Annotated in this window: 12 protein-coding genes; 4 read left to right on the forward strand and 8 right to left on the reverse strand. The window is 70.8% G+C overall.

Features of this window, described 5'->3' with window-relative positions; all coding sequences use genetic code 11:
- Positions 1 to 3: 3 nt before the first annotated feature.
- The 4 genes from ACFWY9_RS30805 to ACFWY9_RS30820 are packed head-to-tail and all read left to right on the forward strand — an operon-like array spanning position 4 to position 4997.
- Entirely contained in the window at positions 4 to 1395 is a 1392-nt protein-coding gene (locus ACFWY9_RS30805) for a GH1 family beta-glucosidase (protein ID WP_378323906.1), read from the forward strand.
- Complete coding sequence (locus tag ACFWY9_RS30810; RefSeq protein WP_378323907.1) at positions 1383 to 2324, forward strand: ABC transporter permease; 942 nt, start codon at positions 1383 to 1385, stop codon at positions 2322 to 2324. The genes ACFWY9_RS30805 and ACFWY9_RS30810 overlap by 13 nt, the downstream gene beginning before the upstream one ends.
- Complete coding sequence (locus ACFWY9_RS30815; RefSeq protein ID WP_378340519.1) at positions 2321 to 4216, forward strand: dipeptide/oligopeptide/nickel ABC transporter permease/ATP-binding protein; 1896 nt, start codon at positions 2321 to 2323, stop codon at positions 4214 to 4216. Before ACFWY9_RS30810 ends, ACFWY9_RS30815 begins: the two co-directional genes overlap by 4 nt.
- Complete coding sequence (locus ACFWY9_RS30820) at positions 4203 to 4997, forward strand: ATP-binding cassette domain-containing protein (RefSeq protein WP_378323909.1); 795 nt, start codon at positions 4203 to 4205, stop codon at positions 4995 to 4997. Before ACFWY9_RS30815 ends, ACFWY9_RS30820 begins: the two co-directional genes overlap by 14 nt.
- Here ACFWY9_RS30820 and ACFWY9_RS30825 read toward each other — a convergent pair.
- The 8 genes from ACFWY9_RS30825 to ACFWY9_RS30860 all read right to left on the reverse strand — a co-directional run bounded on the left by ACFWY9_RS30825 (position 4915) and on the right by ACFWY9_RS30860 (position 13637).
- Positions 4915 to 6243 carry a glycosyltransferase gene (locus ACFWY9_RS30825; protein WP_378323911.1) on the reverse strand — a complete coding sequence of 443 codons (1329 nt, stop codon included), beginning with the start codon at positions 6241 to 6243 and terminating at the stop codon, positions 4915 to 4917. The two genes, ACFWY9_RS30820 and ACFWY9_RS30825, sit on opposite strands and share 83 nt — an antisense overlap.
- Positions 6240 to 7418: a hypothetical protein gene (locus ACFWY9_RS30830; protein WP_378323912.1), complete on the reverse strand. Its 1179-nt coding sequence runs from the start codon at positions 7416 to 7418 to the stop codon at positions 6240 to 6242. The genes ACFWY9_RS30825 and ACFWY9_RS30830 overlap by 4 nt, the downstream gene beginning before the upstream one ends.
- Complete coding sequence (locus ACFWY9_RS30835; RefSeq protein WP_378340520.1) at positions 7415 to 9409, reverse strand: CocE/NonD family hydrolase; 1995 nt, start codon at positions 9407 to 9409, stop codon at positions 7415 to 7417. The genes ACFWY9_RS30830 and ACFWY9_RS30835 overlap by 4 nt, the downstream gene beginning before the upstream one ends.
- A complete protein-coding gene (locus tag ACFWY9_RS30840; RefSeq protein WP_378340521.1) occupies positions 9406 to 10416 on the reverse strand; it encodes a 3-oxoacyl-ACP synthase III family protein in 1011 nt (336 codons plus the stop codon). Before ACFWY9_RS30840 ends, ACFWY9_RS30835 begins: the two co-directional genes overlap by 4 nt.
- A 58-nt stretch (positions 10417 to 10474) precedes the next feature.
- Positions 10475 to 10687 carry a DUF5988 family protein gene (locus tag ACFWY9_RS30845; protein ID WP_378323916.1) on the reverse strand — a complete coding sequence of 71 codons (213 nt, stop codon included), beginning with the start codon at positions 10685 to 10687 and terminating at the stop codon, positions 10475 to 10477.
- A gap of 32 nt (positions 10688 to 10719) precedes the next feature.
- Positions 10720 to 11514, reverse strand: a complete 795-nt coding sequence (locus ACFWY9_RS30850; protein ID WP_378323917.1) for an ABC transporter permease — start codon at positions 11512 to 11514, stop codon at positions 10720 to 10722.
- Entirely contained in the window at positions 11511 to 12476 is a 966-nt protein-coding gene (locus ACFWY9_RS30855; protein ID WP_378340522.1) for an ATP-binding cassette domain-containing protein, read from the reverse strand. Before ACFWY9_RS30855 ends, ACFWY9_RS30850 begins: the two co-directional genes overlap by 4 nt.
- A gap of 240 nt (positions 12477 to 12716) precedes the next feature.
- On the reverse strand, positions 12717 to 13637 hold the full coding sequence (locus ACFWY9_RS30860) for an AraC family transcriptional regulator (protein ID WP_378340523.1): 921 nt from the start codon (positions 13635 to 13637) through the stop codon (positions 12717 to 12719).
- Between the last annotated feature and the right edge of the window lie 339 nt (positions 13638 to 13976).

Consider the following 13976-nt stretch of genomic DNA (forward strand, 5'->3'; position numbering starts at 1 on the left):
GACATGGACACCGGAACGGACACCGAACCGGAAACGGCGGACGACGCGCTGGCGTTCCCGCCCGGGTTCTGCTGGGGCGTGGCGACCTCGGCCTACCAGATCGAGGGAGCGTGGGACGCCGACGGCAAGGGACCGTCCACATGGGACACACTGAGTCACCGGCCCGGCGGGCTGGCGGGCGGCGCGACCGGCGACGTCGCCTGCGATCACTACCACCGGCTGGACGAGGACCTCGAGCTCATGGCCCGCCTCGGGGTGACCAGCTACCGCTTTTCGGTGTCCTGGCCACGGGTGCGGCCCACCGGCCGGGGGCAGTGGAACCCGCGAGGGCTGGCGTTCTACGACCGGCTCGTCGACGGCCTGCTGGCCCGGAACATCGACCCGATGCTGACGCTCTACCACTGGGATCATCCGCAGGCGCTGGAGGACGACGGCGGCTGGCTGAACCGGGACACCGCCGAACGTTTCGCCGAGTACGCGGAGGGAATCGCGGCCAGGCTCGGGGACCGGGTGCACCGGTGGATCACGGTCAACGAACCGCTGTCGGTCGTGCACGCCGCGATGAACGGCTCGTCACGCCTCGACGGACCGCTGCGGCAGCACGCACTGGCGATGGCCCACCATCTGCTGCTGGCCCACGGGCTCGCGGCGCAGCGGCTGCGCGGGCTGACCGGGCGCGGACGGCGGATGGAGGTCGGGATCGCGCTCAACCTGTCCGGGGTCACACCGGCCAGCGGGCGCTACGCCGATGTCGAAGCCGCCGGCCGGGCCGAGGCCTATGAGGACCGCTTGTTCCTCGATCCGTTGCTGCACGGTCGTTATCCCCGTGTCGAGGGCGTCCCCGTGGTGCGCTGCGATCCGGCCGACAACACCGTTATCGCGGCCCCGCTCGATTTCCTCGGTGTCAACTGGTACGCACCAGCGCGCGTCGCCGCCGCGCCCTCGGAGCCGTTCGGCTACACCAGGACTCCGTTGCCGGACACCGCGGCCAACATGCTCGGCTGGCCGATCGTGCCCGCGGCGTTCGGCGGGCTGCTGCGCTGGCTGCGGGCGCAGTACCCGGACCTGCCACCGGTCCACGTCACGGAAAACGGCATGCCACTGCCCGACGAGGTGGACGCGGGCGGCGCGGTGCGGGACGAGGAACGCATCGGCTATCTCCGCGGCTGTCTCGTCCAGCTGCGGGCCGCGATCGACGCGGGCCTCGACGTCCGCGGCTACCACGTCTGGTCGTTATTGGACAATCTCGAATGGGAACACGGCTACGGTCCTCGCTTCGGCCTCGTGCACGTCGACTTCACCACGCTGGAGCGCACGCCCAAGGCGTCCTTCGAGTGGTATCGGCGGCTCATCGCGGCGCAGTCGGCCGGGGAGGGCCCGCCATGTCACGGCTGATCGCGCGGCGGGTAGCCGTCTCGGCCGCGCTCGTGTTCATCGTCTCGCTGGTGACCTTCCTGTTGCAGGCCGCGGCCCCCGGGGACGTCGCGCGCACCCTCCTCGGCGACCACTACAGCGCGGAAGCCTACGAGCGGCTACGACACGAACTCGGCATCGACCGCCCGCTGCTGACGCAGTACTGGCAGTGGCTGACCCACGCGGTGCGCGGCGATCTCGGATCGTCGCCGCTGTCCGGGCTCGACGTCTCCGCCGAGATCGCCAACCGGGCTCCGGTCACGATCTCGCTCATGGTGGGCGCGACGCTGGTGACCGCGTTCGTCGGCGTCGCGCTCGGCGTGCTCAGCGCGGTGCACGGCGGCCGGATCGGGCGCGTGATCGACGTGCTTTCGCTCGTCGGCTACGCGCTCCCGAGCTTCTGGTTCGCGCTGACCATGGTCACGCTCTTCGCCGTCACCATCCGGCTCCTGCCCGCCACCGGGTACGTGTCGCTCGGCTCGTCGCCGGCGGGCTGGGTGCGCAGCCTGATCCTGCCGGTCGCCACGCTCGCGCTGCCCGGGATCGCGGTGTTCGCCAAGCAGACCCGCGACGCCATGCTGGAAGCGCTGTCACGGGATTTCGTGAACGCTTTGCGCGCCAACGGGGTCCCGGAGTTCTCCATCGTGGTGCGGCACGCGCTGCGCAACGCCGCGATCCCGGTCGTGACGCTCGTCGGGCTGACCTTCATCAGCCTGCTGAGCGGCACGGTGTTCGTCGAGGCCGTGTTCGCGATGCCCGGGCTGGGCGGGCTCGCCGTGCAGGCCACCACCCAGCACGACGTCCGCATGCTGCAGGGGGTGGTCGTCGTGTTCACGCTGGTGGTGGTGACGGTCAACCTGGTGGTGGACCTCGCCTACGGCTGGCTCAACCCCAAGGTGCGTGCCCGGTGAGCGCGCCCGGCCACCGGTGGCGGGCCGTGCTGCGCCGCCCGATCGCCGCGGTACCGCTGGCCTACCTCGCCATCCTGCTGCTCGCCGCGGTGTTCGCCCCGCTGCTGGCCACCTACGACCCGGCCGCCGCGGATCTGGACCACGTGCTGTCCGGGCCGACCGCGGCACATCCGTTCGGCACCGACGGCCTCGGCCGCGACGTGCTCACGCGAATCGTGTACGGCGGCCGGATCAGCTTGGTCGACGCGGCCGTCGTCGTGCTCACCGTGCTGATCGCAGGCGTCGGCAGCGGGATCGCCGCGGGGTTCCTCGACGGCTGGCTCGACCGCGTCTTCACCTGGGTCGTGGACGTGCTGCTCGCGATCCCCGTGCTGGTCACCCTGCTCGTGGTACTCGCCATGGTCGGCGGGCAGCGGGACGTCGCCATGATCACCCTGGGCATCCTGCTCTCCCCCGGGCTCGCGCGGGTGGTCCGCGGTTCGACGTTCGCCGTGCGGCAGGAGCTGTACATCGCCGCGGCCCGCGTGTACGGGCTGCCGAACCGGCACATCGTCGTGCACCACGTGCTGCCGCGGGTGGCCGGGCCGATCATCGTGCAGATCTCGATGCTGGCCGGCGGCGCGCTGCTGATCGACGCCGGCCTGAGCTACCTCGGGTTCGGCGCGCAACCCCCGGATCCGACCTGGGGGAACATGATCGCGGACGCGTCGGCCGTGATCGACCGCCAGCCGTGGCTGCTGCTGCCGCCCGGTGTCGTGCTCGGGCTGGCGATCCTGGCGTTCGGCCTGCTCGGCGACGCCGTCCGCGACGCGACAGCCGATCGTTCCGAGCATCCCGGCGAGCGGCTGCACCGCGCCCATCGCGCGCCGACCCCGACGCTCGCCCCGCACACCGGCGGTTCCTCGGCATTGCTGTCCCTGCAAGGAGTATCGATCGCGCTGCCGGGCACTACCGGGACACGGACCGTCGTGGCGGACGTCGATCTGGACGTCCACGCGGGCGAAGCCGTCGGGCTGATCGGCGAGTCGGGCTGCGGCAAAACCCTGACCTGCCGGGCGGTCCTCGACCTGCTCCCGGCCGACGGGGCCGTCACCGGGGGCAGCATCCTGTTCGACGGCACCGACCTCGCCACCGCGGGACCTCGTGCGATGCGGCGGCTCCGGGGCTCCGGGATCGCGATGATCTCGCAGGACCCGATCGCCGCGCTCGATCCGGTGTTCACCGTGGGCCAGCAGCTGGGCGAGCTGGTACGGCGGCATCGCGGCGGGACCCGGCAGGCCGTGCGCGCCCGGACGCTCGATCTGCTGCGGGACGTCAACCTCCCCGAACCCGAGCAGGTGGCGCGGCGTTACCCGCACGAACTCTCCGGTGGGATGGCCCAGCGCGTCGCGATCGCGATGGCGTTGTCCGGGGAGCCGAAGCTGCTCATCGCCGACGAGCCGACGACCGCGCTGGACGTCACCGTGCAGGCCGAGGTCCTCGACCTGTTGCGGGGGCTGCAGAAGGAGCGGGGGATGGCGATCCTGCTCGTCACGCACGACTGGGGCGTCGTTTCGGCGCTGTGCCGCCGCGCGTACGTGATGTACGCGGGCGACATCGTCGAATCGTGCGAAGTCGCGGAGTTGCTCGACCGGCCGCGGCATCCCTACACCGAGGGTCTGCTCGGCGCGATGCCGAGCCGCGCGGTGCCCCGGGGCAGGCTCGCGACCATTCCGGGAAGCGTGCCCTCGGCGCGGGTGCCGGGCTGTCCCTTCGCCCCGCGCTGTGAGCTGGCCACGCCCGAGTGTTCGGACGCCCCGATCCCGGTGTCCGAGCCACTGCCGGGACACACCACCCGCTGCCTGCACCACGAAAAGCTTTGCTGGGAAAGGAAAAAACGTGAGCCTGCTTGAGGTCCTCGATCTGCGGGTCGCGTATCCCCGCAGACCCGGCGGGCGTGGCCACGACGTCGTCGCCGTCGACGGGGTGAACCTGCACCTCGAACGAGGGGAAACCCTCGGCCTGGTCGGGGAATCAGGCTCGGGCAAGTCGAGCACCGGGCACGCGCTCGTCGGGCTGGCCCGGCCCGCCGCGGGCCGGATCCTGTTCCACGGCAAGGACATCACCCACGTCTCGGCGCGACGGCGCCGGGAACTCGGGCAGCACGTGCAGATCGTCTTCCAGGATCCGCACGGCTCGCTCAACCCGTCGCGGACCGTCGGCCGGACACTGGCCGAGCCGCTGCGCGTCGTGCGCGGCATGAGCCGCCGGGACGCCGATGCCCGCGTCGCGGAGATCCTCGCCCAGGTGGGAATGCCGCCCGAGACCGCTTCGCGGTACCCGGCCGCTTTGTCCGGTGGCCAGCGTCAGCGCGTCGCGATCGCCCGCGCGCTCGTCGGCGAACCGGAACTGATCGTCTGCGACGAGCCGACCAGCGCGCTCGACCTCTCGGTGCAGGCCCAGATCCTGAACCTGCTGCTGGACCTGCAGCGGCGGCTCGGGCTGAGCTACCTGTTCATCTCGCACGACATCGACGTCGTGCGGCATATGGCGCACCGGGCGGCGGTCCTGTTCGGTGGCCGGATCGTCGAACAGGGACCGATCGAGCGGGTCACCGGCCACCCCTGCCATCCCTACACCCGGGCGTTGCTGGCCGCGGTCCCGTCGGTCTCCGGGCCGTCTCCAGGATCTTGACCGCCGTGCCGACGCCGTCCTCCGCGCGGATCAGGTGGCCGAGCTGCTCCGCGCGCGCGGCGAGCGCGGGATCACCGGCGGCCCGGCGGATCGCGGCGGCCAAGTCATCGGACGTCAGCGTGCGCAGTGGCTGCGGGGCGGGAGCGACGCCGCTCAGCTGCATCCGCCGCGCGAAGAACGGCTGGTCGAACATGAACGGGCAGACCACCTGCGGGCGCCCGGCGGCGAGTGCGGCGGCCGTCGTGCCTGCTCCGCCGTGGTGCACCACCGCGGCCATCCGGGGGAAGAGCCAGTCGTGCGGAACGTCGGTGAGGCAGAAGACGTCGTCGCCCAGCTCCCCGGGGTCGATCCCGCCCCTGCCGACCGCCAGCACCGCCCGTACCCCGGCCCCGCGGACCGCGTCGAGGACGATCCGGCCGGTCCGCACCGGATCGCTGCCGACCATGCTGCCGAAACCCAGGTAGACCGGCGGTTTCCCGGCGGCAAGGAACGCCGCCAGCTCGGCCGGTGGAGTCCAGCCCGCCGGGCCGGGCAGGAAGAAGAACCCCGTCGTGTGCACCGAATCCGGATACCGCGCCCCCGCGGGCAGGACGTGCCCGCTGAAGCCCTGCAGTACCGTCGCGGGCCCGCCGTCCGGACGGCGGAACACCCCGGACCGGCGACGCGGCAGGCCCAGCGTTTCCGTGCGCCAGCGGCGGGTCCCGCCCGTGAAGGCACGGACGAACAGCCGGGTCGAAAGGTACGAAGCGCGGTTGAGCGGTGCGGGCAGCGGGAACGGGAACAGCGGATCGGGGAACGACCGCGTGGGCACCCAGAACGGCTGGAGGCACACCGGGACCGCGGGCACGCCGAGGAGTTCCGCGATCGCGTCGCCCGGCACGTTGACCTGGTGCACGACCAGATCGACGTCGCCGGAATCGGCCGCCGCGAACGCCAGCGCGGCGAGGTCGTCGAACACCCGGCCCATCGCCGCGCGGTTGTGGCGCAGGAACTCGAGGCCGAGGAGTTTTCCGCGCAGGCCACGGAAGTTGTTCTCCACCGCCTCCCACGCCCGGCGGTCGCCGACCAGTTTGTTCGTCCCGTCGTCCAGCGGCACGACCCGGGCGCAGTGCGGCTCGGCGATCGCGACCGCCGACGCCGGGCCCGCCAGCACCGGCTCGTGCCCGGCCCTGGTCAGCGCCATCGCGAGCGCGGTGAACGGCTGGACGTCGCCCCTGCTGCCGTGGGTGATCAGCAGGACCTTCACGACGACGCCCCGATGATGAGCAGCTGCTCCTGCAGTTCCCGCGCGATGGCCTCCGCGTCCTCCTCGGTGAAGAAACGCTTCGTCAGTACATAAAGGACGGTCAGCCTGCCACGATAGGTGGAGACGTAATAACCGGGGAAGAGCGTGTCGTCGACGGTGTTGAGAATGTGCGTCTCGACGACCTCGACGCCGTCGGGCATCGGGAATTCCGGTACCACACCGAGATTGCTGACCAGCGCGAAGGAAAGGTTGCGGTCGAGCGCGCTCTTGAGCGGCGCGCCCGCCCGCACCCCCTCGCCGCTCTCCAGCGCCGCGTCCATCTGCGCCTTCACAGACTGCCCCACCAGCACGGGACTCATCCGCGTCGAGACGTCGACCTCGGCGACGTAGGAGAGCATGAAGTTGGTCGTCTCCAGCTCCCCCACCGGCGGCTCGACGCGCCCGCGAAAGTCCACAGGGGACACCGAGAACATCGGGACCGGGTCGCGGCCACCGGCGAACGCCCGCTGCGTGAGCAGGATCGCGCCGCTGACCAGCCCGTGCACGGTCGTGCCGTACCGCCGCGCGGTCCGCCGGATCCAGCTCGTCTGCTCCTCGTCGAGCCGGAGGTACCCGCTGAGCAGCCCACCCTCGCCGTCGAGGATCGACGGGCCCGCCGTGTGGAACAGCCGCCGGTCGTACGGAATGAGACCGAGCCGCTCGTGGAACAGCTCCGCGGGCGGAGCGGGCAACGTGCCCGCCGCCTCGGCGGGCTCCGCCTCCCCCACGGTGAACAACCGCAGCAGTTCTCGCAGATAGCCGAGCCAGCCGTTGGCGTCGACGATCGAATGGTCCGCGCGCAGGGCGAGATATCCGTGCCGCTCGCCCCGCACGAGCACGAGGTCCGCGACCGCCCGCGAAGCGTCCCACGGCAGTTCGACGATCTTCGTCAGGACGTCGGGGGCCTCGTCGAGGATCAGCAACTCGGGGACCTGGCCGTCCTCGACGCGCATCACGGCGTCGCGCCCTGCCCCGCGGATCCTCGCTCGCAGCACCGGATGCGCGGCGCACAACGCCCGGAACGCGCGGTCGAGCGCCTCGGCGTCCAGGTCGCCCTCGTACTCGGCGGCCATGATGACGACCCGGTTGAAATGCGCCAGCTCCAGGTAGTTCAGCGGACGTTCCACCATGGTCATGACAGGGTCCATTCTCTGGTGCAGAAAGGGGTTCCGTTGATCAGGACTTCCGCGGTCACGGTCGCGGCGGCGGCCCGCATGTCGATCTCGGCACGGACCGTCGCCCGGTCGCCGTCGGCGGTCTCCGCGGTCTTCTCCCCCGAAGCCAGCATCCGCGCGCCTGCCGCGTCGCCGTTGGCCACCTCGAAGCCGAGCAGCGTCCTCATGGCGAGCGAACCCTCGGTGTAGCGGACCCGGTCCTCCTTCGCCACGGTGAGCCGCACCGCGTCGCCGAGGTGATCGCGCGTGATTTCCCAGCGGTCTTTCGGGACGTCGCGGGCACTCGTCCGTCGTTCCGGCGGATCCACGACGACGTCGGTAAGCGAAGCCGGATCGCACACCGGCAGGCTGAGCGTGGTCGCGGTGTTCCCGCCGTAGCCCTCCGCGGCCAGGCCGACGTAGTCCCCGGACGCCTGGATGACGCGCACGCCGAGCAGCGCGGGCTTTCCGGCAGGCCACAGCCTCGGGACGTCGGCCATCGCGAGGACCAGCCGCAGCCGGTGCCCGGCCGCCAGCCGGTAGCACGTCGGGTCGAGCCGCACCTGCACGACGTAGGGCGAGCCATTCCGCTGGGGCCGCGGGGAATCCAGGTCGGCCACGCCCATCGAGACGAGCACCGACCGGTCCTGTTCGTCCACATCGGTCACCTTGACCACACAGCGGGAGGCGCTGGTGGCCGGGGTGATGATCACCCGTGCCGTCGGGCTGCCCGCCACCAGCACCGGTTCGGGGAACGGAGCGCTGGTGAACGCGAGCGACCGGGTGTCGTCCTCGTGCTGGTCGAGCGGATAGCCGAACTTGTCGATCGGGTGTTTCGTGAGCCCGCTCAGCGCGCCCACCGTGTCGTCGCTCCGGCAGACCGTGGTCACGACCGCGGTCGAACGCCCGGTGCGGTTCGATCGGTAGAGATGCCCCGAGCGCGCGGCGACGAAAACCTGGTCCCCGGTCTTCTCCGGCGGCCAGCGCGGCGCCTGTACCCAGCGGCCTTCACCGCCCTGGACGAAGAACGTCGCCGGCCTTTCCCGCGTGCGCGGCACTTCGCCGTGCAGCCAGCGGTCCCACCAGGCGCAGGCCAGCGCGGCCGAGGGCACCGGCTCGACGCCCGCGACGTCCGGGAAGGTGTGCAACCACGGCCCCACCAGCAGCCGCTTCGGGCCGCGGATCTGCTGGTACGCGGTGATCATCGACGCGCAGAACAGGTCACGCCAGCCCGCGACGCACAGCGACGGCACGGTGATCCTCCTGGCGTCGACGCGACGCTGTTCCCACACCGGATGTCCCGGCGGATGGAGCCACGAATCGGCGAACCACGGTTCGAACTTCTCCAGCCGTTCCTTCCACAATGTCTCGTGTTCGGCCTTGTCGTGCTCTCGCAGCGGAGGCAGCAGCGCGCAGAAGATGTTGTACAGACTGAGATGCCCGAACATGCCGATCCCGCCGCGCAGTCCCGCCGGGTGCACCAGATCGCGCTCGGCGTCCGTCCAGCCCATCACCGGGAAGATCGCCCGCAGGTGCGGCGGCTGCCTGCTCGCCACGGCCAGCGTCGTCATCCCGCCGTGCGAAAGGCCCCACATGCCGACCCGGCCGGTGCACCACGGCTGCGCCGCCGCCCACTCGACGACCGACACGCCGTCGTCGACCTCCTCCGGGCTCAGGATCGGCCGGGGCACGCCCTCGGAGGTCCCGATGCCGAAACTGTCCACATAGAGCACCGCGTAACCACGCTCGGCGAAGTAGCGCAGGTATTTCCGGGCCGCTATCCCGCCGAGCCCGTCCTTCCGTCCGGTGTGGACGGTCACCAGCGCGGGCACCCGGCCCGCGCCCTTCGGCAGGTACAGATCCCCGCCGAGAGTCAGGCCCGGCACGCTGGAGGGGATGCGGACGTCACCGGTGAACTCGACCTCGTACCGCGGCGGGCGCGAACGCGGGAACCGGATCGGGGGACGCGTCACCACAGGTCCTCCCGCGTCCTCGGCCCCGCCCAGCGCAGGGCCGCGCCGCCCCAGCTCATCCCGCCGCCGAAGGCGATCAGCAGCACGACGTCGCCCGCGAAGACCTTCCCGGTCCGCACCGCGTCGTCGAGGGTGATCGGGACCGACGCCGCGCCGGTGTTGCCGTAGCGCTCGATCGTCAGGTGCATCTGCTCGGGCCGCAGGCCCATGGTGTCGGCCAGCTCGCGCAGGATCGTCCCGTTCGCCTGATGCGGCACGAGCAGGTCGACGTCGGCGATGTCGAGTTCGGCCGCCTTCACCACGTCGGCGACGAGCTCGGGCACCACCCGCGCGGCGAAGTCGCGGACTCCCCTGCCGTTCATGGCGAAGTGGTGCTGACCGCCGGCGAGGGTCTCCGCGCTGGCCGGGCGACGGCTGCCACCGCCGGGAATACCGACCATGTCCACGAGCGTGCCGTCGGAGCCGAGCGTGCTGGCCAGCAGCCCGCGTCCGGTACCGCTCTTGCCAAGCACCACCGCGCCCGCGCCGTCGCCGAACAGGACGCAGGTACGCCGGTCGGTGTAGTCGAGGATGCGGGAATAGATGTCGGCGCCGATCACGAGCGCGGTGCGCGGGCCGGGGTCCGCGGTGAGCATCGCGTGCGCGGTCACCAGCGCGTAGACGAACCCGGAGCACACCGAATCGACGTCGAACGCCGCCGCGCGGACGGCGCCGAGCTGGGCCTGGACGGCACAGGCGGTCGCGGGCATCGGCTGGTCCGGGGTCGAGGTCGCGACGATGATCAGGTCGAGGTCGGTGGCGGCGATGCCCGCGGCGTGCAGCGCCCGGTGGGCGGCCGCCGAGGCCAGGTCGGACGTCGCTTCGTCGGGGGCGGCGACGCGGCGCTCCGCGATGAGCGTCTTGTCGAAGATCCACTGCTCCCCCACCCCGAGACGCTTGCCGAGCGTCTCGCTGGTGAGGACCGTTTCCGGCAGGTAGGAGCCGGTTCCGAGAATCGCGGTGTTCATGACATGGGTGACCTTTCTTCGGGCACAATCCACCTACGGAAGGAATTCCTCGAACGTGTTATTCGGCGACCTTCGTCCGGTCGCACCAGACGAAAACGGGAGCTTCGTCGCATCCCCCTGGCGATTCGAGATCCAGTACGAAATGTTCGTACCCCGCCCGGAACGGAATCTTCAGGTATCTCGCGGAGAACTCCGAAAACCGGACGCTCATCCGGTCCGGGACTCCGTCCGGGCCGCCTTCCAGGCGCACGTCGACACTCGGTTCAGCCACGCCCATGGCTCGTTCACCTCCTCTCTCCGGCCTCAGCCCGCGCGTTTCCGGTAGGCACGCATGGCGAGCGGGAAGAACACCAGCACGGCCACGACCATCCACACCAGTCCCCCGGCGAGCGGACCGGCGACGGGGCCACCGGCGAGCAGCCCGCGCATGACGTCCGCGAGCAGGCTGACCGGGTTGACCCCGGACCAGGCCCGCAGCCAGCCGGGCATGCTGGCACTCGGGACGAAAACGTTGCTGGCGAACACGAACGGCATGAACAACGCGATCGCGACGCCCTGCACCGAATCGGGGCGGCGGACGACCATTCCGATGTAGACGGTCACCCAGCAGAAGCACAGCCCGGCCGCCACCAGCAGACCGGCCGCTGCCAGCGTCGCGAAGAGTCCGGTGTGGACCCGGAACCCCATCGCCGTGCCCACGGCGAGCACCGTGCCGAACGCGAGCAGATAGCGGACCACGTCCGCCAGCACCCCGCCGACCAGTGGCGCGGCGCGCGCGATGGGCATGCTGCGGAAGCGGTCGAACACGCCCTGGTCGACGTCGATGTTGAGGCCCACCCCGGCGGACATGCTCGCCAGCAGCACGGTCGGCACCAGCAGGCCGGGCACCAGATTACGCAGGTACGACGTGGTGTCCCCGGCGATCGCGCCACCGAACAGGAAGCCGAACATCACCAGGAACAGGACCGGCTGTACGGTCACGTCCACCAGATGTTCCGGATTGCGCCGGATCTTTCGCAGTCCGCGTCCACAAAGGACGGCGCAGTGCCGCACGGCCTCGCCGGGCCCGACGTGCCGCCTCGCGTCCGTCCCGCTCATACCGCACTTCCTTCCGGCACCGGCCGCTCACCGGGGACGCCGGTCAGCGACAGGAACACCTCGTCGAGACTGGGCAACCGCAGGGCCAGTTCGTCCGCGGCGATCCCGGCCTCGTCCAGTTTCCGGACCACAGTGGACACCAGCAGCGGATCACGGGCGGGCACCGTCAGCAGTCCGGTGGTGGTGTCGTAGGCGGGCGCGGCGCCTGCCAGTTTCCCGACGATCCCGGCGACCACGGCGACGTCGCCGGGAATCGCGGGCCGGACCCGCAGGATGTGCCCGCCGATCCGGCGCTTGAGCTCGCCGGGGGTGCCCTCGGCCACCACCCGGCCGCGGTCGAACACCGCGATGCGGTCGGCGAGCCGGTCCGCCTCCTCGAGATACTGCGTGGTGAGCAGCACCGTGACCCCGTCGGCCACGAGCCGCCGGACGACGTCCCACAGTTCGCGGCGCACATGGGCGTCGAGCCCGGTGGTCGGTTCGTCCAGGAAGAGCACTCGCGGCCGCCCGAGCAGGCTCGCGGCCAAGTCGAGCCTCCTGCGGGTCCCGCCCGAGTAGGTCTTCGCGGCCCGGCCCGCCACCTCGCCCAGCCGGAACCGGTCGGTCAGCTCGCCGGCCCGCGCCCGCGCCGCCCGCGCGGACATGCCGAGCAACCGTCCCATGAGGACGAGGTTCTCGGTGCCGGTGAGATCGCCGTCCACCGACGCGTACTGCCCGGTGAGGCCGATCACCTCCCGCACCGCGACCGGATCGCGGACGACGTCGTGTCCGTCCACAATGGCCACACCAGCGTCCGGCCGCACCAGTGTGGCCAGAATCCGCACCGCGGTCGTCTTCCCGGCACCGTTGGGCCCCAGTACCCCGAGCACGGTGCCCGCCCCGGCGGCGAGGTCGATCCCGTCCAGCGCCACGGTCGGCCCGAAACGCTTGACCAGACCCTCCACCCGAATACCGAATGACATGACTCGATTCTCCCCACGGCCGCCCGAACGCGGCAATCCATGAACCGAAACATTCGATCCCCGGTAATTGGCCCCTTGTGCTTTTCGGTCAGGCGCGGAAACGGCGAACTCGCGTACCCGGAGAGTCGGCCGGCGTACTGGGCGCCACACTTTTGTCGCGAACGCTCCGTTCAGGACGCTGATCGTCGCGAACGCTCCGTTCGCGACAAGCGAGGGCGTGACACCATCGCCACGAAGGAATCAGTGGCGGCGCAGCGTTTCCGACGGCTTTTCGCCGAACCGTCGCTGATAGGTGGCGGCGAACCGGCCGGTGTGCAGAAATCCCCATTCGGCCGCCACCGCGGTCACCGTCACCGCGTCGGACTGGGCGGCGCGCAGCTGGTCGTGCACCCGGCGGAGCCGGATCTCGCGCAGATACTCCATCGGCCGCATGTTCAGATGCTTGCGAAAACCCAGCTGCAGCGAGCGTTCGGTCACATCGGCCTCGCGGGCGAGGCTCGCCGTCGTGTGCCGCCACTGCGGGTGGCTTTCCATCCATTCGAGCGCGATGCTCACCGCGCGCGAGGGCGCCGCGGCCACGTCACCGTTGAGCATGCTCGAATAGTTGTTCGCGTGCGCCACCAGCAACGCGCTCATGAGTGTCCACTCGAAACGGTCCGCGACCACCGGCTGTTCGATCAACGTCCCCGGCCGGTCCAGCTCGGTGACCAGCAGATCCACCGCGCGGCGCCAGCTCCGCCCGTACCCGGAGCCGAGGTCCATCGACGGCGCGAAGCGCAAGGGTCTTCGCAAAGGGGCACCGAGCAGATCACTCAACCGCGCTTCCAGCGACGCGCGTTCCATGCGCAGCACCAGTTGCGTGCAGTCCGCGGTCCAGCGCATGGTCACCGGGTCGGCCGGCGAGAGCACCGACGCCTGCCCCGCCCCCACCAGCACCCGGTCCGGACCACAGCGGATCTCGGCCCGCCCGGTCAACGGGATGAGCACCGCGAAGAAGGTGTCCTGCGGCGCGTAGCGGATGCGCACGTCACAGCCGTAACTGACGTAGTTGACCGACATGTCCCGCAGCCGCACCGAATGCATCCGAGCGTCCAGTCGCGCGGCCGGCCCGAGGACGTCGAGCGTGTGCGGGCACAGGACCCGGCCGCACACCTCTCTCACGTACTCCGGATCGCCGCAGTGGAGCAACTCGTGGCGCGCGAGAGGCAACGACGCTTCAGGGACCTCGACCCCGACCACAATGACCTCCGACCTTCGAATCGTTCGGGTAAACCCCCCGGGGAAGTCGCCTCGTCGCGCCCTCGTGATCATCCTTCACCCGCGACCAGGCGCCGGAATCCACCGTCGGGGTGAAATCCAGCGCCCTGAATTCTCTGTCCTTTTTACACACGAAACCGCCGGCTCGCCCGAAAACGAAGGCCGACGCCGGCAGCACAGCAGATTATAGGGACCGCGACAACGCACCCGCATCGGTCGAAAGAACGAATTCGCGGCCCCGTA

It is taken from the genome of Amycolatopsis sp. NPDC059027 (assembly GCF_042739735.1).
GTDB lineage: Bacteria > Actinomycetota > Actinomycetes > Mycobacteriales > Pseudonocardiaceae > Amycolatopsis.

Coding starts and splice junctions, on each gene's coding strand:
- ACFWY9_RS30805 (WP_378323906.1), top strand. CDS start 4: ATGGACACCGGAACGGACACCGAACCGGAAACGGCGGACGACGCGCTG.
- ACFWY9_RS30840 (WP_378340521.1), bottom strand. CDS start 10,416: ATGAACACCGCGATTCTCGGAACCGGCTCCTACCTGCCGGAAACGGTC.
- ACFWY9_RS30830 (WP_378323912.1), bottom strand. CDS start 7,418: ATGACCATGGTGGAACGTCCGCTGAACTACCTGGAGCTGGCGCATTTC.
- ACFWY9_RS30810 (WP_378323907.1), top strand. CDS start 1,383: ATGTCACGGCTGATCGCGCGGCGGGTAGCCGTCTCGGCCGCGCTCGTG.
- ACFWY9_RS30855 (WP_378340522.1), bottom strand. CDS start 12,476: ATGTCATTCGGTATTCGGGTGGAGGGTCTGGTCAAGCGTTTCGGGCCG.
- ACFWY9_RS30850 (WP_378323917.1), bottom strand. CDS start 11,514: ATGAGCGGGACGGACGCGAGGCGGCACGTCGGGCCCGGCGAGGCCGTG.